At 67.6% G+C, this 17,883-nt stretch carries 19 protein-coding genes; 6 read left to right on the plus strand and 13 right to left on the minus strand.

The window, feature by feature from the left end; genetic code table 11:
* Nucleotides 1-122: 122 nt before the first annotated feature.
* Nucleotides 123-365, minus strand: a complete 243-nt coding sequence (locus tag U5914_RS01660) for a hypothetical protein (protein ID WP_336133686.1) — start codon at nucleotides 363-365, stop codon at nucleotides 123-125.
* Nucleotides 366-465: 100 nt separating this feature from the next.
* Between U5914_RS01660 and U5914_RS01665 the strand changes: the two genes are divergently transcribed.
* Nucleotides 466-792, plus strand: a complete 327-nt coding sequence (locus U5914_RS01665; protein WP_336133688.1) for a thioredoxin family protein — start codon at nucleotides 466-468, stop codon at nucleotides 790-792.
* Here U5914_RS01665 and U5914_RS01670 read toward each other — a convergent pair whose 3' ends face one another.
* The 6 genes from U5914_RS01670 to thyA form a co-directional block, all read right to left on the minus strand.
* Complete coding sequence (locus tag U5914_RS01670; RefSeq protein ID WP_336133690.1) at nucleotides 793-3,261, minus strand: bacterio-opsin activator domain-containing protein; 2,469 nt, start codon at nucleotides 3,259-3,261, stop codon at nucleotides 793-795.
* 75 nt (nucleotides 3,262-3,336) lie between these two features.
* The gene (locus U5914_RS01675) at nucleotides 3,337-4,572 is read right to left on the minus strand and encodes a helix-turn-helix transcriptional regulator (protein ID WP_336133692.1); all 1,236 of its coding nucleotides are present in this window, start codon (nucleotides 4,570-4,572) and stop codon (nucleotides 3,337-3,339) included.
* Between the two features lie 51 nt (nucleotides 4,573-4,623).
* Nucleotides 4,624-4,752, minus strand: coding sequence for a hypothetical protein (locus U5914_RS01680; protein ID WP_336133693.1), 129 nt, complete (start codon nucleotides 4,750-4,752; stop codon nucleotides 4,624-4,626).
* An 81-nt stretch (nucleotides 4,753-4,833) separates the two neighbouring features.
* On the minus strand, nucleotides 4,834-7,893 hold the full coding sequence (locus U5914_RS01685) for an FAD-linked oxidase C-terminal domain-containing protein (protein ID WP_336133694.1): 3,060 nt from the start codon (nucleotides 7,891-7,893) through the stop codon (nucleotides 4,834-4,836).
* 66 nt (nucleotides 7,894-7,959) lie between these two features.
* Entirely contained in the window at nucleotides 7,960-8,451 is a 492-nt protein-coding gene (locus U5914_RS01690; RefSeq protein WP_336133695.1) for a dihydrofolate reductase, read from the minus strand.
* Nucleotides 8,448-9,476 (minus strand): thymidylate synthase, encoded by a 1,029-nt coding sequence (gene thyA / locus U5914_RS01695; RefSeq protein WP_336133696.1) that lies wholly within the window; start codon nucleotides 9,474-9,476, stop codon nucleotides 8,448-8,450. The genes U5914_RS01690 and thyA overlap by 4 nt, the downstream gene beginning before the upstream one ends.
* A 133-nt stretch (nucleotides 9,477-9,609) precedes the next feature.
* Between thyA and U5914_RS01700 the strand changes: the two genes are divergently transcribed.
* Nucleotides 9,610-9,819 (plus strand): DUF8066 domain-containing protein, encoded by a 210-nt coding sequence (locus U5914_RS01700; RefSeq protein WP_336133697.1) that lies wholly within the window; start codon nucleotides 9,610-9,612, stop codon nucleotides 9,817-9,819.
* A 25-nt stretch (nucleotides 9,820-9,844) separates the two neighbouring features.
* On the opposite strand, the gene U5914_RS01705 is transcribed toward U5914_RS01700, so the two are convergent.
* The gene (locus U5914_RS01705) at nucleotides 9,845-10,540 is read right to left on the minus strand and encodes a Bax inhibitor-1 family protein (protein WP_336133699.1); all 696 of its coding nucleotides are present in this window, start codon (nucleotides 10,538-10,540) and stop codon (nucleotides 9,845-9,847) included.
* Between the two features lie 88 nt (nucleotides 10,541-10,628).
* On the opposite strand from U5914_RS01705, the gene U5914_RS01710 reads away from it, so the two are divergent.
* Complete coding sequence (locus tag U5914_RS01710; RefSeq protein ID WP_336133700.1) at nucleotides 10,629-11,015, plus strand: cupin domain-containing protein; 387 nt, start codon at nucleotides 10,629-10,631, stop codon at nucleotides 11,013-11,015.
* Nucleotides 11,016-11,037: 22 nt separating this feature from the next.
* Here U5914_RS01710 and panB read toward each other — a convergent pair whose 3' ends face one another.
* Nucleotides 11,038-11,844: a 3-methyl-2-oxobutanoate hydroxymethyltransferase gene (panB, locus tag U5914_RS01715; protein WP_336133701.1), complete on the minus strand. Its 807-nt coding sequence runs from the start codon at nucleotides 11,842-11,844 to the stop codon at nucleotides 11,038-11,040.
* A gap of 115 nt (nucleotides 11,845-11,959) precedes the next feature.
* Here panB and U5914_RS01720 point away from each other — a divergent pair, with 115 nt between their 5' ends.
* On the plus strand, nucleotides 11,960-12,202 hold the full coding sequence (locus tag U5914_RS01720) for a DUF5822 domain-containing protein (RefSeq protein ID WP_332313447.1): 243 nt from the start codon (nucleotides 11,960-11,962) through the stop codon (nucleotides 12,200-12,202).
* Here U5914_RS01720 and U5914_RS01725 read toward each other — a convergent pair.
* The 3 genes from U5914_RS01725 to U5914_RS01735 form a co-directional block, all read right to left on the minus strand.
* Nucleotides 12,169-12,696, minus strand: coding sequence for an HAD family hydrolase (locus U5914_RS01725; RefSeq protein WP_336133704.1), 528 nt, complete (start codon nucleotides 12,694-12,696; stop codon nucleotides 12,169-12,171). The genes U5914_RS01720 and U5914_RS01725 overlap by 34 nt on opposite strands.
* Nucleotides 12,693-13,103, minus strand: coding sequence for a hypothetical protein (locus tag U5914_RS01730; RefSeq protein WP_336133706.1), 411 nt, complete (start codon nucleotides 13,101-13,103; stop codon nucleotides 12,693-12,695). Before U5914_RS01730 ends, U5914_RS01725 begins: the two co-directional genes overlap by 4 nt.
* 97 nt (nucleotides 13,104-13,200) lie before the next feature.
* Nucleotides 13,201-14,733, minus strand: coding sequence for an SLC13 family permease (locus U5914_RS01735; RefSeq protein WP_336133708.1), 1,533 nt, complete (start codon nucleotides 14,731-14,733; stop codon nucleotides 13,201-13,203).
* Nucleotides 14,734-14,846: 113 nt separating this feature from the next.
* Between U5914_RS01735 and U5914_RS01740 the strand changes: the two genes are divergently transcribed.
* Both U5914_RS01740 and U5914_RS01745 read left to right on the plus strand, forming a co-directional pair.
* Nucleotides 14,847-15,263 carry a DUF2267 domain-containing protein gene (locus tag U5914_RS01740; protein WP_336133709.1) on the plus strand — a complete coding sequence of 139 codons (417 nt, stop codon included), beginning with the start codon at nucleotides 14,847-14,849 and terminating at the stop codon, nucleotides 15,261-15,263.
* A gap of 78 nt (nucleotides 15,264-15,341) precedes the next feature.
* Nucleotides 15,342-15,791, plus strand: a complete 450-nt coding sequence (locus tag U5914_RS01745; protein WP_336133710.1) for a universal stress protein — start codon at nucleotides 15,342-15,344, stop codon at nucleotides 15,789-15,791.
* Nucleotides 15,792-15,799: 8 nt separating this feature from the next.
* On the opposite strand, the gene fdhF is transcribed toward U5914_RS01745, so the two are convergent.
* Nucleotides 15,800-17,854, minus strand: coding sequence for a formate dehydrogenase subunit alpha (gene fdhF, locus U5914_RS01750; protein WP_336133711.1), 2,055 nt, complete (start codon nucleotides 17,852-17,854; stop codon nucleotides 15,800-15,802).
* Nucleotides 17,855-17,883 lie beyond the last annotated feature (29 nt).

Genomic DNA, 17,883 nt, shown 5'->3' on the forward strand with positions numbered 1-17,883 from the left:
TAAGCTTGCCCCGACATTCGGTCAAGGGCAAAGAGCGTTACGCCGCCGGGGTCGAGCCTCAAGAGCGTTGGGGGCACTCGGAGACACTGGACCGCCACTCCGAGGCGTTCGACTCCCGCCGGCTATCGCTGTCGGAACGTGACGACGGTGCGAACGCCTTGGCCATCGGTCGATTCGGTCGTCACGTTCGGCCCGAACACGTCGTCGAGGTCGACGACTGTATCCAGTACCTCCCGGAGGGCGTCGGCCTCGGCGTCGGCCTCCAGCAGTTCGATGCGCACCTGCCCGCGGTTCTGGCTCACGTCCGCGACGGTGTACTTCGTGGCTTCGAACGCCGACCGGATGTCGTCCTGCAGTTCGCTCATGGGAACCCGTTGGCCCGGTGGTGAAATAAGTCCCCACCCCGCGTCCGAATCCGGTATCCATCGCCGATAGGGATTTCAGCGACGACGGCGTACGTGACGTATGAGCGAAACGACCCGTCCGGAACGGCTCGACGACGGCGCGGACCTCGACCGCTTCATCGCGGACAACGACCTCGCTTTGGTAGAGTTCTACTCGGTGGGCTGTCCGAAGTGTCAGGCGATGGAACCCATCATCGGCAACGTCGCCCGCGCGACCGACGCCGCCGTCGCCATGCTGAACCCCCGCGACGACCTCTCGGTGCTGGACCGCTTCGACATCTCGTCGACGCCGACGCTGATACTGTTCAAGAACGGCGAGCAGGTCGGCAAGCGGGCCGGCGGCGTCGAGGGGACCGAAGCCCTCGTCGAGTTCGTCGAAGCGGCCTGATTACCCGTCGAACAGCGCGGTGAAGACCTTGTTCTCGGCGGCCCGGACGTGCTGGTGGAAGGTCGGCGAGGTGATATCCAGCGATTCGGCGACCTCCTCGCCGGAACTGTCCCGGGGCCACTCGAAGAAGCCCGCGAAGTAGGCGGCCTCGACCGCCGCGCGCTGTCTGTCGGTCAGGTCGATATCGAGGTCCGCCGTGAAGCCGCTGCCGGCCGCCCCCTCCGAGCGGCGAATCTGCCGCCGCGCGAGCGGTTCGGCCTGCGGGACCGTCTCCTGAACGGTGTCGATGACCTGCCGGACGTCGGCCCCGCTGGGGACGTGGACACACATTCGGAAGTCGCCGTCCTCGATGACCGCGCTCTCGACGGAGCCGCCGAGGGAGGCGATAGTCGAGATGAGCGGGGGCTCCGAGAGCCGTATCCGGTAGGTGCCGTCGCCGGTCGACTCGACGTCAGTTATCGACTCGCCCAGCGGCGCCGCCTCGACGACCCCATCGAGGTCGGCAGCGGCCTCGCCCTCGACGCTGGCGTAGACGAGGAACTGGCCGTCGCCGGTCGGAATCGAGCGGTCGAAGGAGACCGTTCCGTCGGGAATCGACCCGCCGTCCGCACCGGCAAAGAGGTTCGGCGCGGCGAACTCCAACTCGACGACCTCGTCGGTCATCAGCGCGCGTTTCCGTTCGACGGCCGCGATAGCGTGGCCGACGAGTTCGCCGAGATGCTCCAAGACCACCCGCTCTTGGCGCTCGAAGGCGTCCTCCCGGCGGGTGTATATCGTCAGGACGCCGTAGGTCGTATCCTCGTGGACGACCGGCACGGTCGCCGCCGACCAGAACCCGGCCTCGTCGGCGACCGCCTGCCGCGACTCGTCGCCGTCCGGCTGGACGTTCCTGACGGTCCGAACCGCACCGTCCTGCAGCGTCTCCGCGACCGGTTCCGGGCGCTCGGTGGCCGCCGGATCCGGGACGATATCGAGTCCGTCGGGAGTCTCCGCCGCCCCGGCGGACGCGCGGGGGTCGACGGTCCGGCGCTCGGTATCCGGTTCGCCGAGCCACGCGGCCGCATAGGACTCCGATGCCGCCAGTCGGTCGCAGGTTATCTCCTCGATTTCCTCGCGGGTCGACTGGTCGATGACCGCATCCGAGACCCCCCGAACGACGCCGTTGAGTTCGTTCAGGGCCGCCAGTTGCTCGGTGTGCCGGCGGGTCTCCAGTTCGGTGCCGATCCACCGGCTCATGATATCCACGAACGTGGCCTGCCACTCGGTAAAGCGGTCCTCGCCCGCCTCCGGCCCGTAGAAACAGAGGACGCCGTATACCTCGCCTTCGACGACGACGGGGGCGCCGAGATAGCAGTTCACGTCGCGGGCCTCGTAGCCGCCGCGGTCGGTCAGTTCCGGCGCCTCCGCCTCGATGTCGTCCAGTCGGAGCGACGACCCCGCATCGGCGGTCCGCTCGCAGACCCGCGTCGACAGCGGCACCACGTCGCCCGGTTCGACATCGTTCGCCGGTGCGATGACCGAATCGAAGACGTAGGCGTCCTCGTGTATCCGGCCGAGCGCGGCGTAGTCGGCGTCGGTCACGTCGCGGCCGATTTCCAACAGCGCCGTGAGTTGGTCCTCGAAGTCCCGGTCGTTGTCCGCGATGATGTCGTAGGTCTCCCGGAGCCGTCGTTCCCGGTCTTCGAGGGCCTGCTGTTTCTCGACGCGCTCGGTCACGTCGGTGATGACGCCCTCGAGCCCCACGAGGTCGCCGTCCTCGAAGACGCCGCGGCCCCGTTCGCGAACCCACCGCACCTCGCCGTCGGCGCGCCGAATGCGGTAGGTGACCGAGAAGGACTCCCGCCGCTCGACCCGATTCAGTATCTCCTCGCGGTGGCCGCCCCGGTCGGCCTCGACGACGACCTCGTCGGCCCATTCGACCACGCCGTCTTCGATGACGTCGGGGTCGTAGCCGGTCAGGTCGGCACACCCCTCACCGACGAACTCCATCGGCCAGCCCTCCTCGTCCCGGCAGCGGTAGACCATCCCCGGAACGTTGCTCATCAGCGTCGAGAGCTGTCGCTCCCGCTCGTGGAGCGCCTGCTGGGCCTCGCGCCGCTCGGTGATATCCCGGAAGTGGACCGACACGCCCGTCTCCGAGGGGTGGACCCCCACGTCGTACCACGTCTCGACGGTCGGGTCGAACTCCTCGAAGGACGTCGACTCCTGTGTCCGGAGGGCCTCCGCACAGTGCTGTTCGAACTGCTCTCGACGGTTCCCGGAGAACGCCTCCCACGCGACGGTGCCGAGCAACTCGGCCTCGGACTCGCCGAGGACCCGCTCGGCCGGGTCGTTGACGTAGGTAAAGCGACCCTCACGGTCGAGCGCGAAGACGGCGTCCGTCAGCCGGTCGAAGACCTCCGCGACGGGTTCGCCGCCCTCACCGGCCGTACTGCCATCGGCCGCATCGTCACCGTGGGTACGTCCCATATCGTTCAAAGCCAGCTCATCAATAAAAAGGTTCTCGGCCCAGCTAGCCGGACGGAACTGGGCCGCAAACGGCGGTCAGGAGTCGTCGTCGAAGGGCGACCCGGCGGCGTCGGGTTCGTGACCGGAAAGCGAGACGATGTTCTCCCGGCCGACACGGAGCTTCGAAATCGTCCCCTCTTCTTCCATGTCCGACAGCAGCATCGACACCTTGGATTTCGACCACCCGGTCTCGTCGACGATCTGGACCTGCTTCATGCGGCCGCCGTGGTCCTCCAGCAGCGAGACGACCCGCTCCTCGTCGGACAGGAGGTCCTCCTCGGAGATGGTCGCCCCGGCGGCCGCCCCCTCGGCGCCCGCGTCCGCCTCGCCGTCCGGCGCCGCCGCCTCGGCACCTGCGGCACCCCCCTCGGAACCACCTTCGACACCCCCCGCGTCCCCGTCAGAGCTATCGGCGTCGGCGGCCGCGTCCCCGCCCGACGGCGGGAGCATACCGGCGCGATAGGCGACGGCCGCGACGGCGCCGAGCAGCACCACGACCACGAGGGCCGCCAGCGGCAACAGCAACCCGGGGTCGGACCCGGTGGTCGACCCCGTCGTCGCCGGTTCCGACCCCGCCTCGACGTAGACGACCCGCGGCCGATTGTCGGTAAAGGAGCGTTCGCCCTCCCACGTCACGGAGTCGCTTTCGGCCAGCGTCCCGCCCGAGTAGTCGGCGTCGTCGGGCCGGACCTCCTGGAACTGGAGGTTCGGTCCGGGCGAGAAGACGACCGCCTGTTCCGGGCCGACGTAGAGGCCGCCGTCGAAGACGTCGCCGACGACGAGGCGGCCGTCCTCCTCGGCCGCGAAGGCCGTCCACCGGAACGACATCTCGACGACGCCGAACTCCCGGCTGGCGTCGATGCCGCGCTCCTCGACGCGGGCCTCACGCGAGAAGGCCTCCGCGTTCATCTCGCGACCCGTGGCGTTGGTCCCCGAGGCCGTCAGCGTCTCCGCCCGGTCACGGAAGTTCAGATAGAGGTCCGTCTCGTTGGTGTTGAACTCCTCGGCGAAGGCCTCGAAGTCCTGCCGTTCGGTATCGGATTCCAGTTGCTGTTCGTAGCGGAACAGCCACTCGGCGGAGCCGTTCTCGTAGACGGTCACGCGGAACTCGACGCGGTCGGCGTCGACGCTCTGTGTGAGCGCCGCCCCACCCGCCGGGCCGTCGCTGGCGGCGACGGGCGCGAGACCCCCGAGGAGTGCCGTCGAGACGAGTACGACGGCGAACGCCAACGTCAGCACGGCAGCAGGGGTCGGCCCGCGTGACCTACTCATTGCTACGAACACCTCGCCGATGTCTTATAAAACATCTATCTTTTCGGTCGGTCAGGCAGGCGGACTCCGCTGGAGGTCGGCCCACAGTTCGGAGAGGAGTTCGAGAACGGTCCCATCGACGGCGACGGCCAACAGGAGAACGGCCAGCAGCGTGGCGAAAAGCAACTTGTACGCGCGCAAGGTACCCGGTCGTACCGACCGTGGCTATATGAGCGTGTTGGCAGACGGACGGCGGTAGACCGGTTCGGCGCGCTTCGACGCTTAGCCGTCGAGAGCGGCGTCGACGCGCTGTATCGGGTGGTCCGGCGTCTCGGCGCCCTCGCGGTCGCCGAGTTGCGTCCGGCAGGACGCTCCCGGCGCGACGGGGTCGGCGTCGACGGTGTCGACCTGCTCGAACAGTTGCTCGCCGATGGCCTGACTCATCGAGTAGTGTTCGGCCTCGTAGCCGAACGACCCGGCCATCCCACAGCAGGTCGAATCCAGCGGGTCGACCTCGTAGCCGACCCGTCGCAACACGCCGACAGCGTGGTGGTCGCGCTTGGTCGCCTTCTGGTGGCAGTGGCCGTGATAGACGAGCGCCTCGTCGGGCGCCGTCTCGTCGTCGGGAGCGAGGTCGAAGGCCTCGTCGAGGCGGTGGACGTCGAGGTACTCGCAGATGCTGTAGGTGTACTCGCCGACGAGGTCGACGTCGGCCCCCGAGACGAGCGACGCGTAGTCGTCCTGTATCATGACGGCGTCGGAGGGCTCGCAGACGACGACGTCCCAGCCGTCCTCGATGCGCGGCGCGAGCGTGGTGACGACGTCCTGGGCACGTTCGGCCGCCGCCCCCAGAAAGCCCTTCGAATAGGCCGCCCGCCCGCTCGACCCCACGTCGGGCACCTCAACGTGCACGTCGGCGGCTTCGAGGACCCGCACCGCCGCCTTCGCCACCTCGGGGTCCGTGTAGTTCGTGAAGGTATCCGGCAACAGGAGGACGCGCCGCTCGGCCGCCTCGGCCGGAACGGCGGGGCCACGTGCCTCGAACCAGTCGGCGAAGGACTCACGACGGAAGGTCGGCAGCGCACGCTCCCGGGCGATACCGACGGTCTTCTCCAGCAGGGTTCGGGCCCCGGGAATCGCATCGACGCGGTTGGCAAGCGGCGCGAGGCGACTGCCCCACTTGGCGGTCCAGTCGATTTCGGCGAACAGCCGTTCGCGAAGCGAGGTGCCGTGGTCCCGGTGGTGGGCGTACTCGACCTCGGCTTTCAGTTTGGCCATGTCGACCTCGCTGGGGCAGTCGTTGGTACAGCCCTTACAGCCCACACAGAGGTCCATCACCTCCGCGACGAACTCGGGGTCGGTCGCCTCGACGTCGAGGTCGCCGCTCATCGCCGCACGGAGGGCGTTCGCCCGGCCGCGCGTGCTCTGTATCTCCTCGTCGGCCGCCCGATAGGTCGGACACATGACGCCACCCGTCGTCTCCTGAGGGCCGCGACAGCCGCCACAGCCGTGACACAACTCGGCCATCCCCTGAAAGCCGTTGTCGTTGTCCCACTGGAGAGCGGGCTCGAAACCGGGGTCGAACTCGTAGTCCGGGTCGAACCGGAGGTTCTCGGTCATCTCGGCGTCGCCGCAGACCTGTCCCGGATTGAGGAGCCACCACGGGTCGAGCGTGTTCTTGAGGCTCCGGAAGACCTCGAAGACCGCCTCGCCGTAGAGTTTCCTGTTCCACTCGGTGCGTGCGCGGCCGTCGCCGTGTTCGCCCGAGACGCTGCCGTCGTATTCGAGGACGAGGTCGGTCGCTCCCTCCGCAATTCCCCGCATCTGTTCGACACCGTCGACGGTTTTCGTGTTCACGAGCGGCCGGATGTGCAGACAGCCCGGCCCCGCGTGGGCGTAGAAACTCGCGAAGGTCCCGTTCTCCTCGAGGACCGCCTTGAAATCCGCGACGTACTCCGGGAGGTGTTCCGGCGGGACGGCGGTGTCCTCGATGAAACTGATATGTTTCTCGTCGGTCGTCCGGCCGAGCAGAATCGGGAGGCCCGACTTGCGGAGTTTCCAGAACCGCTCGCGGTCGGCCTCCGCGTGGGCCTCCGCGGCGTAGAACGACCGGACTGGCGCGTCGGTGGTCGGTCGGTCGTCCGCGTCCACGCTACCCTCGACGGCCGTCGCCGGCTGTCGGTCGGCGAGCAGCTCCGCGACTCGCTGTCGGCCGTCGGCGTCCGACTCGGCGTAGAACTCCACGAGCAGGACGCTTCCGGTCCCCTCGGGCAGTGTCTCCTCGACGAGTTCCCCGAACTCTGAGGTGTCGCGGGCGAGGTCCAAGAGCACGTCGTCCAGCACCTCGACGGCGGCTGGGTCGAATTCGAGGATGGGGGCGACGTCCTCCAGCGCGGTGATGAGGTCGTCGTACGCTAAAAGCGCCATCGCCTTCGTTTCGGGAATCGGCTCCAGGGAGACGGTCGCCTCGGTGACGATACCGAGGGTGCCCTCGCTGCCGGCGAAGACCCGCGCGAGATTGACCGTCTCGCGGTCGCCCGCCTCGACGGCGCGGTACTCCTCGACCAGTCGGTCGAGGTTGTACCCGGAGACGTTTCGCTTCAGTTCCGGGTAGGCCGAGCGTATCGTCTCGGCGTTCTCCTCGGCGATTTCCAGCAGTTCGGCGTAGACCCGCCCGAGGAACGTGTCAGCGTCGGCGCGGCGGCGCCACTCCTCGATAGTTATCTCGCCGAACCGATGGACTGTGCCGTTGCCGAGGACGACCTCCAACTCCTCGATGTAGGCGTCGGTCTTGCCGTAGACAAGCGAGTGGCTGCCCGTCGAGTTGTTTCCGATGGCGCCGCCGAGGGCGCTCTTGTCGCCCCACGCGGGGTCCGGCGCGAACTTCAGGCCCTCCTCGGCGAGTTCGGCGTTGAGGTCGCCGAGTCGGACGCCGGGTTGGGCGGTCGCCTCTCGCATGTCGGCGTCGATCTCGACGAGGCCGTCCATGTGATGAGTGAAATCCAGCACGACGGCCTCGTTGACCGTCTGACCGGCCAGCGACGTGCCGCCGCCGCGCGGCAGCACCGGAATGGCACGCTCCTCGCAGTAGTTCATCACCGCGACGACGTCGGCGGTGTCGGTCGGGAACACGACGCCGATGGGCGTCACCTCGTAAGCCGAGGCGTCGGTCGCATACAGCGTGCGCGTGAACTCGTCGAAGCGGACCTCGCCGTCAATGAGCGCTTCGAGGTCGGCGACCAGTCCGGGCCGGTCGACCGACCCCCCGGTGTAGTCGTAGTCGGCGCGGCCGTCCGCGGCCGGGTCGACGCGGGTCCGCTCGTCTCCACCCTCCGTGGCCATACCTTGGTTACTGGCCCCGGCGTCTAAAACCCCGGGAGTCGGGGACGGAACCGCCGCAACGAGCCGTCAGCCTCGCTCGTAGGTGACGAATGTGACCTCGTCGCCGACCTCCCGGGCCGTTTCGGTCCACTCCTCGCCGATTTCGGGGAAGTGGGTGTCGCCGTCGGGGGCCTCCGGGACCTCCGTAATCACGAGTTCGTCGGCCGCGTCGATGAACTGCTCGTAGACAGTCGCACCGCCGACGACGTAGACGGTCTCTTGACCCTCGGCGAGCGCCTCGCGAGCCAGTTCGAGGGCCTCGTCGGTATCCGAGGCGTGGACCGCGCCCTCCGGCAAGTGGAGCGAGTCCCGCCCCGAGAGGACGACGTTCGTCCGGCCGGGTAGCGGCCCGCCGAGACGCGATTCGATGGACTCGTAGGTCGTCCGACCCATCACGACGGGATGGCCCATCGTCGTCTCCTTGAAGTGCTTGAGGTCCTCCGAGTAGTGCCACGGCATCCCGCCGTCGACGCCGATGACACCGTTCTCGGCGACCGCCGCGATAAGCGAGAGCTTCATTCGGCGACCGCGAAGTCCAGTCCCGGCGCGGGGTCGTACTCCAGCAGTTGGACGTCCTCGTATTCGAGTTCGTCCAGCGGCTCGTTCGCCACCTCCAGTCTCGGCCGCTCACGTGGTTCTCGCGTCAACTGGGTGAGCAGGTTCGGCACGTGGTCGTAGTTTTCCTCGCCCTCGGGTTCAGCGGGTGCCTCGTCTTCGAGCCACGCGCGAACGTCGGCGTACTCCTCGCGCTCCTCGACGCTCGCCAGCCGCTCTTGGAGTTCGGGGAGGTGCTCGCCGTACCATTCGCCCCGGTCGCCCTGCCCGCAGTAGACGTGGGCGTCGACGATGGTGTGACCGAACGACCCCACCTCGAAGTCGGTGCGGTTGGCGACAGCGTGGGCGAGAATCGAGTAGGCGGCGAGGTTGAACGGGACGCCCAGAGCGATGTCGCCCGAGCGCTGGGTGAGGTGGACGTTCAGGCGGTCGCCCTGCACGTTGAAGACGAAGGTGTAGTGGCAGGGCGGCAGCGTCGAGACGGTCGCGTTGGCCGGATGCCACGCGTTGACGACCATCCGCCGTGAGTTGGGGTTCTCCTCCAGCGTGTCGAGGACGTACTGAATCTGGTCGAAGACCTGTCGTTCGTCGCCGTTCGGTGCCGTCTCGGTGTCGGTCCAGCGGTGGGCCTCGTCGGGCCAGGACTCGCCCGGCAGCCGACTCGTGTCGTCGGGGACCGGGAAGCGCCGCCAGAAGCGACCGTAGGCGGTATCGAGCATACCGTCCTCGTCGGCCCACGCGTCCCAGATTTTCGTCTCCTCGCGGAGGTTTCGGATGTGTTCCTCCCCGGAGAGATACCAGAGGAGTTCGTGAATCAGGGAGTTCCAGCGGTAGCCGTCCATCCGCTTTGTCGTCAACAGGGGAAAGCCCTCGGCGAGGTCCACCTCGTAGTGGTGCGAGAAGGAGGCGACCGTATCGACGCCGGTCCGGTTCGGCTTGTACGTCCCACCCGAAAGGACGTTCGAGACGAGGTCGTGATACTGGCGCATTCGTTGCTATCGAGTCTGCCCGGCAGGAGGTAAAAGGTTCCGTCAACGGCCAACCGGACGGCGACCGTGCCACGGTGAACCCGGCCCAAGCGGCGCGGAAGGATTTATTGTCGGCGGCGCTGTCGGCGGATGCATGCCCTCCGCCCCCGACAACGAGCAACTCATCGTCGGCCTCGCCGTCGCCGGCATCGTCATCCTCGCCTACAGCGTCCTCGTCGCCCAGCAACTCCTGCTCGGCGCCTCAGTCGTCGCCTGGTTACTTGGGTTGTATCTGCTGTGGCGATTCATCCGGGCACACGAGCGCATCGCGGCCGCGCTCGAAGCGCGGAATCGAGACGAGTAGAGAAAACGGTCGCCGACGCCGTCGGTTACCGTTCGAGGACGAACTGCCGAACGATCTGCAGAACGTGGACGAACACACCCGTGAACGCCACGTAGATGCCCAGCGAGTGGGTGAGCGGCTGGTCGGCGCGATAGCCGTCCCGAACGCGCCATATCTCGTAGCCGAGTCGGAGCGTGAAGCCGGCGAAGATGAAGACGAAGCCGCCGAGTAACAGGGCCCCGATGCTGACGAAAGAGCCGGCCAGCACCAGTACCGCGCCGACCACGAACGCGCCCAGCGACCACGTGTTCCAGTGGCTGTAGTCCTTATCGCGGACGTAGACGTAGGCGGCGATGCCGACCGTCATCGCGACGGTGATGGCGAGGGTGACCCCAAGCAGGACCGCCCGGGCGCTCTGGGAGCCGACCGTGGCGACGATGCCGCCGCCGAAGACGCCGTAGGCGGCCTGCAACAGCGCGATGCCGGCGTAGGCCGTCCCCATGTCGCCGGATTCGAGGCCCCTCTCGGCGAGGTAGTTGCCTGCGGTCAGGACGACACCGAACACCAGCAGGCCGACGATGGGCGCGATTCCGAACAGGAGGTCGTTTATCGCCGCCAGCGGCGTCATCGCGACGACGGCCATCAACAGTACGTTGAGACCGATAAGCGCCGCCGCCGGCAGGCCGACCTCCCGGAACTTCGGGTGTGCCGTGCCGGTCCGCGTGGAGTAGGCTTGTCCCATACACGGGCATCCGCTCGCACGCCGCTTATAAATAGCGGCCAGCCCGGTCGAACCGATATTTAAGTCCTCTCGCACGGAATCTACGGACATGGACTACACGACTGCGAGCACCGACGACATCGACAGCGTCGTCCCCGAGGAGTACGGCGGCATGTGGTTCTTCCGGGAGCCGCTGGACTGCGAGAACCTCGGTATCACGCTGCTGGAGTTGGAACCCGGCGGCAAGGGCAAACACCACGCCCACGCCGCGGACGGCCAAGAGGAGGTCTACCTCGTCGTCGGCGGCGAGCAGGCCGACGACGCCGACGAGGTGGGCGACCCCGAACTGACGGTTCGGCTCGGCCCGGAGGACGACCACGAGGCGGAAGTGACGCTCGAACCCGGCGAGGCAATCCGGGTCAGCCCCGAGACGCAGCGGCAACTCCACAACCACAGCGACGCGCGGGTGCGGCTGGTCGTCGCCGGCGCGCCATAAAAAGCGGCTATCGACCGACCGGTCAGTATATGTCCTCGATTTCCTCCTCGTAGTGGCTGTGTTCCTCGGCCGGGAACTCGCCGCTTTCGACGGCCTCGGCGTAGGAGGAGATGGCATCCTGCATCTCGCTGCGCACGTCGCCGAAGGCCTTCGAGAAGGGGGCGGTTCCCTCCGAGAGACCGGTGACCTCGTCGATGACCAGCACCTGTCCGTTGCAGTCGGGGCCGGCGCCGATGCCGATGGTGGGAATCGAGATGGCGTCGGTCACCTCGCTGGCGAGGTTCGCGGGGACGTGTTCGAGGACGAGCGAGAAGGCGCCAGCGGCCTCGTGTTCCCGGGCCAAATCGAGAATTCGACGGGCGGTCTCGGGGTCGGTGCCCTGTCGGAAGAGGCCCGTCTCGTTCTCCCGCTGGGGCGTGAGGCCGAGATGGGCCTGTACGGGGATGCCGAGGCGGGTGAGTCGCCGCGTGAGGTCGACAGTGTGGGGACCGCATTCGAGTTTGATGGCGTCGGCGTCGGCCTCCTTGAGCATGCGGCCGCAGTTCTCGATGGCGTCGGCCTCGTCGGCGCCGAAGGAGAGAAACGGCATGTCGGCGATGACGAGGGCGTCGTCGGTCGCGCGGGCGACTGCGGCCGTATGGCTGGCTATCTGGTCGACGGTGACGGGCAGCGTCGAGTCGAAGCCGAGTTTGACGTTGCCGACCGAATCGCCGACCAGCACCATGTCGATGCCGGCCTCGTCGACGAGTTCCGCCGTCGGCGCGTCGTAGGCCGTCAGCATCGTTATCGGCTCTTCGCCGGCCTTCGCGCGGATATCCTTCGCTCGCATGGCATCGAATCGGTCGCGCGAGGGGTTAAACGCTATTACTCCCAAGAGGTCGGTCAGCCCCGCTCCTCGGCGCTGAATCGTAACGGCTTACCGGGCGACACCCACATATCCGAGTATGCCGACCCGCGTCGAGACGACCGACCCCGAAGGGGTCGACTACGGCTGGGTGATGCAGACGACGTTCGTGCTCACCATCGTCGTCGGCGCACCCGTCATCGCCCTCCTCTCGATTTTCGTCACGCTACCGACGTGGGGCCAGCGCGTCGAGTTCGCGGTTCGCGTCGGCGCGGTCGTGTGGCTCTGTATCGGCGTGCCCGTCTTTCTCTACGCGCGAAGCCACTCCGAGACGTCGACGTAGTCGGTGCCGGCGCGTTCGGCCGTCGTGCGGTCCGTGTCGCTATCGCCGACGAAGAGCGTCCCGGCGGGGGCGCCGCCGAGACGCTCGATGGCCTCCAGTAGCGGTTCGGGGTCGGGTTTTTCCGTCGCGACGGTATCCCGACCGACGACGGCCCCGATACCGTCGATGTCGTGTGTGTCGAGGGCGATTCGACACGCTTCCTCGGCGTTGAGCGAGCAGACGCCGACGGGGCCCCCGGGGACGGTATCGGCTGCGGGCAGGCGCTCGGAATCGCGGGCGCCCTCGCGTTCGTGGCCGGCGATGACCCGCTCGACGGCCTCGCGGGCGCCGTTGTCGTCGGCGGTAGCGAGCATCGCCCAGAGGCTCTCCGGCGGGACGATATCGCGCTCTTCGAGGACGGTCGCGACCTCTCGGGCGACGATATCCCAGTCGACGGCGAGGCGGACGAGCGTCCCATCGAGGTCGAAAACGACCGTGTCGTGGTCGTGGTTCACGCTTGCATCTCGGCCTCGACGGAAGTAACCAGTTTCGTCACCGGCGCGTCGGGGGCAATCGAGAAGAAGACTCCCTGCTTCTCGCTGACGACGCGAACGGCGACGAGACTGCTCATGTACGTGACGAAGGCGCGAACCCCCTCCGGGTCGCGGAACAGTTCCTCGAAGAGTTCCCGTTCGGTGAAATCGAGGTGAACGTAGGAGTGAACTTCCCCGAAATGTGCCTGTCGCTCCTCGTGGTCGGCATACAGCGCCTCGAGTCGGTCGTCGACGTGGACCGTTCGGAACCGCTCGGCGTCGTAGACGACACAGGTAAAGACGTTCTCCGCTCCGATAGCGCCGTTGGCCGCCGACAGCACGGCCTCGGGGTCGAAATCGACCACGTCGGCCCGTCCGTTATCCACCATCGTACCCCCGTCTGTCCGTCAACCGGTTAATAGTACGGGTGGGTTCGGGGTCGGATATCGCGAAGCGGGGTGAAGCAGATGGCAGCCTGCGTCGGGACTAACTCGCGACTCCGAGAGCTATCGGCAGCCACAGATAGGTGAGTGCGACGATAGCGACGATACCGAGCAGGTTCAGCCAGAATCCGGTCGCCGACATCTGCGGGATGGTCACGTAGCCGCTACCGAAGACGACGGCGTTCGGCGGCGTCGCAACCGGGAGCATGAACGCCATCGAGGCCGCAAGCGAGACGGCCGCCATCAGCGTGAGCGGCGGCACGCCGAGCGTCAGCCCGAGACTGATCATTATCGGCATGAAGACCGTCGCCGTCGCCGTATTCGAGGCCACTTCCGTGAGGAACACGACGACCGTCGCGACCGCGAGGAGGAGCACGACCAGCGGCACACCCGCGATGGTGGCCAGTCCGTCGGCGATGAGCGCGTCCAGCCCACTCTCCTGAAAGCCGTTGGCCAGCGAGAATCCGGCTCCGAGAAGGACGAGCACGCCCCACGGCAGCCGTTCGGTGTCGCGCCAGTCCAGAAGGAACTCCCGGTTCCGGTAATCGACGGGGACGACGAACAGGAGGATACCGCCGACGACCGCGACGACGGTGTCCGTAATCGCCGGAAACACCGGCTGAAGCACGAACGGTCGCAGGACCCACCCGGCGGCGACCGCCACGAAGACGGCCAGGACGCGGCGCTCGCCGCGGGACATCGGACCCAGCGCGTCCCGCTGTGTCCGGATAAGCCCCTCGATATCGCCCTCTCCTGGGAGTTCGGGGTCGAACCGAGCCACCAACACCAGCCACGCCAGCAGCAAGAACACGGCCGAAAGCGGCGCCGCGAAGACCAGCCAGTCAAGGAAGGTAATCTGGATATCGAGGCGAGATGCTGCGATACCCGCGAAGACGGCGTTCGGCGGGCTCCCGATGAGCGTCGCCACGCCGCCGATGGAGGCGCCGTAGGCGATACCGAGCATCAACGCCAGTCCGAAGTCGGTCGCCGGGCGTTCCCGGGGGTCCGCCGCAGTCCCCGCGACGAGCGTCCCATCGGGAGCGGCCGGCCCGTCGTCGGTGGTGTCGCCGTCCCCGCCGACCGTCCCGACCGAGACGATGACGGCGGTTCCGATGGGCACCATCAGCATCGCCGTCGCGGAGTTCGATATCCACATCGAGAGGAACGCCGTCGCGACCATGAACCCGAGCAGGAGTCGGTCGGCTCTGACGCCCACGAGACTCACGATGGCGAGCGCGATACGCCTGTGGAGGCCCCAGCGCTCGATGGCGAGCGCGAGGAGGAACCCACCGAGCAGCAGGAAGACGACCGGGTCGGCATAGGGCGCCGTCGCGCCCGCGGCGTCGACGACGCCGGTCACCGGAAAGAGCACGACGGGCAGGAGGCTCGTCGCCGGAATCGGAATCGCCTCGGTCACCCACCAGATGGCGATCCAGAGCGTGCTCGCCAGCGCCGCGTTCGCCGACGGCGCGATATCGAACGGTCGAAGCAGCAAGAGGAGGGCGAACACCGCCGGTCCGAGCGGCAGTCCGATCCGCTGGCGGGAGACCCCTCCGGCGAGTGCGTTCCGTCGCATGTCGTTCCGAGACGACGTTTACGCCCCTCCCCCTTGTTCGTTTGCGAGGTCAGGGGTGGTAGGTGGGGAGTTATCACGCCTCAAGTCATAGTTAGAAACGGAGGAGCCAATTCATGAACTTCGACGAATTCACTGGCGAGGTCCAGCACCGACTCGAACTCCCGGCGACCGGCGAGGCCGTCCGTGCGATTCGGGCGACACTGATGACGCTCGGTCAGCGCATTCCCGAGGGGAACGCGGAGGATTTCGCGGCCTCGCTCCCGATGGAGATCAAGTGGTACATGACCGGTGCCGTCCACGAACACGGCCAGCGGTTCGACTGGTCGGAGTTCGTCGAGCGGGTCGCCGAGATCGAGGGCGCCGACCGGCCGGATGCGGCCTACCACGCACAGGTCATTATGGACCTGACGAGTACGCTCGTGCCCCCCTCGGACCTGCGACAGTTGCGGGACATGCTTCCCGAAAGCGAGGACGACGAGAACTGGGGGAAGCTCTTCACGCTCGTCGACGCCGACGGCGGGGACGAATAAGAGGGACGACGGAGCGACGCCCCCGACCGAACGCCCCCGTCGGATAGCTACTTACGCCCGTTCCTGCTACGAACCCCTATGTACGACCGCATCCTCGTCGCGACGGACGGCAGCGAAAACGCGGCCGACGCCATCGACGAAGCCGTCGCTCTCGCCGACGGCACCGGCGCGAGCCTCCACGGCATCTACGCCATCGAGACGCGGACGGCCTACGATAACGCCATCGTCGACCCCGACGAGGTCGAGCGGACCCTCCGCGAGGACGGCGAGGAGGCGCTTGCGGTACTCGACGAACGAGCGGCCGAGGCGGGTATCGAGGCCGAAACCGCGATTCGGAAGGGCGTCCCTCACGAGGAGATTCTCGACTACGCCGCCGACCACGGGGTCGACCTTATCGTCATCGGCGCGACGGGGCGGTCGGCGTTCAAGACGGTGCTGCTCGGAAGTACGGCCGAGCGGGTGCTCCGGCAGGCGGCGGTTCCGGTCCTCGTCGTCGGTACCGAGGAGGACGGGGCTCCCGACGAGTAGCGGCGACGTCAGGAACCGTCAGGCGTCACCTCGACCCTGACGGCGCTGTGCTTGTACTCCGGAATCTTCGAGACCGGGTCCAGCCTGTCGCCCGTGAGCCGATTGATTAGGGGGGCGGCGTAGTGGAAGGTCGCGAAGACGGTCCCGCGTCGAATCGCCGGCGTGACGTCGGCCTCGACGGCGACCTCGCCGCGGTCGTTCCCGACCCGGACCGTGTCCCCGTCGTCGATGCCGCGGGCGTCGGCGTCCTCGGGGTGAATCTGGAGGACGTCCTCGCCGCGCATCCGCACGAGCGTCCCCGACCGGCGGGTGAGCGCGCCGCTGTTGAAGTGCTGGAGGACGCGGCCGGTCGTGAGGACGAGTTCCTCGTCGGCGACGGAATCGACCGGGTCGACGTGTTCGACCGCCCGGAGTTGGGCCGTTCGACTCCCGTCGGCGAACGTCTCGGTATGGAGGACGTCGACGCCCTCCTCGGCGCCCTCGGGGAAGGGCCAGCGCTGGCTGTCCGTGCCGATGTTCGCGTAGGACATCCCCGCGTACTGGGGGAGCACCCGACGGAGTTCATCGAAGACTGCCTCCGGGCCCTCGTAGTCGAAGTTCCGGTCGGTCAGTCGGCCGCCGAGTTCACACAGGACCGACAGGTCACGCCGGGCCTCGCCCGGCGGGTCGGCGTTCGGGCGCATCCGCATGACCTGCCGGTCGGTGTTGGTGACGGTGCCGGCCTTCTCGGCCCACGCGCTGCCGGGCAGGACGACGTCGGCGTGTTCGGCGGTTTCCGTCCGGAAGAGGTCGAGAACGACGAGACTGTCGAGGCGGTCGAAGCAGTCCCGAACGCGGTTCGCGTTGGGTTCGGTGACCGCGGGGTTCTCGCCGAAGACGAACGCCCCGTGTATCGACTCGCCGAAGGCGTGGGTCATCTCCACCTCCGTCAGGCCGGGTGTCGCCGGCGGCGAAAACCCCCAGACGTCGGCGGCCGCCTCGCGCGCCTCGGCGTCGGTAACCGGCCGGTATCCGGGCAACACGTCGGGCAAGGCGCCCACGTCGCCGGCGCCCTGAACGTTATTCTGGCCGCGAAGCGGGTTCACGCCGGCGCCACGCGTTCCCACGTTCCCGGTCAACAGCGCGAGGTTGAGCAGCGCGTGGACGTTGTCGGTCCCGCAGTGGTGCTGGCTCATCCCCATGCCCGTGATGATGGCCGCCCGGTCGGCCTCGGCGTAGGTTCGCGCGGCCGCCTCGATATCGGCCGGGTCGACGCCTGCGAGTTCGGCGTTCGCCCCGATATCGACCCCCTCGAGCGATTCGCGGAACTGCTCGAACCCGTCGACGCGGTCGGCGACGAACGCCGTATCGACGAGGCCCTCCTCGACGATGACCTTCGCGATGGCGTTGCAAAGCGGGATGTCGAAGCCCGGTTTGACCGGGAGATGGAGGCTCGCCTCGCCCGTGGTGTCGGTCGCTCGGGGGTCGACGTGGATGAGGTCGGCCCCGTCGCGAATCGCCGGCAGGAGGTACGACCGGAAGATTATCGGGTGCTGTTCGGCGGGATTGGCGCCGGCGACGAGGAAGGCGTCGGCCTCCCGGAGGTCGTCGAGGGAGTTGGTCATCGCGCCGGCGCCGAACCGCTCGCCCATCGCGGCGACCGTCGAGGAGTGACACAGGCGGGCGCAGTTGTCGACGTTGTTCGTCCCGAGTGCGCGAGCGAGTTTCTGGATGACGTAGTTCTCCTCGTTGGTGCAGTTCGACGACGCGAAGAAGGCGAGCGCATCGGGGCCGGATTCGGCGACGATTCGTGAAAAGGACGACTCGATGCGGTCCAGCGCCGCCGCCCACGTCGTCTCGACGAGGGCGCCGTCCTCACGGACCAGCGGCCGCGTCAGGCGCTCGTCGTGGTCGACTATCTCCCACGCGGCCGCCCCCTTCGGACAGACCTCTCCCCGGGTGTTGACGGGCCCCTTCCAGCCGGTCGCCTTCCCCGATTTCGGGTTGTATTTGATTCCGCACCCGACGCCACAGTACGGGCAGATGCTTTCGGCGGGGTCGGGTTCGGCGTCGCGATCGGCCATAGCCCGACTTCGTCCGCCCGGACAATCAG

This window comes from Natronomonas amylolytica (assembly GCF_037031205.1).
In the GTDB taxonomy this organism is placed as follows: Archaea; Halobacteriota; Halobacteria; order Halobacteriales; family Haloarculaceae; genus Natronomonas; species Natronomonas amylolytica.